Genomic DNA, 375 nt, shown 5'->3' on the forward strand with positions numbered 1-375 from the left:
GGCTGGAGCAGATAAACAGTGCAGGCGATCCGGGTGCTGCTGCCTTTAAGGCCCTGCAGCTGCGCCAGAGCGATCCCTATAAGGATCCGGCTTTCAGCCTGCAACAGTATGCGCAGGGGCTGCCGGCCCCACTGGATCGCTGGGTCGGTCAGATCGCGACACAGGTCGCCGATGTGACGACGTCGCTTGCCATGTCATCCCTGAACCAGGCGTGGACAGAGCAGGTGCTGACGCCGTTTAACGACACCCTGGCTGACCGCTATCCCTTCAACCCGACTTCTTCGCAGGATGCGTCACTGTCTGAAGTGACCCGTTTCTTTGCACCCGGCGGCACGCTCGACGGTTTTTATCAGTCCAGCCTCAAACCGCTGCTGG

1 pseudogene is annotated in these 375 nt (G+C 60.8%); it reads left to right on the forward strand.

From position 1 onward, the window contains the following. A pseudogene (locus ADK28_RS11010) lies at positions 1-375 on the forward strand (type VI secretion system membrane subunit TssM); the annotation flags it as partial.

Source organism: Serratia sp. 506_PEND, assembly GCF_001076875.1.
GTDB classification, from domain to species: domain Bacteria; phylum Pseudomonadota; class Gammaproteobacteria; order Enterobacterales; family Enterobacteriaceae; genus Serratia; species Serratia marcescens.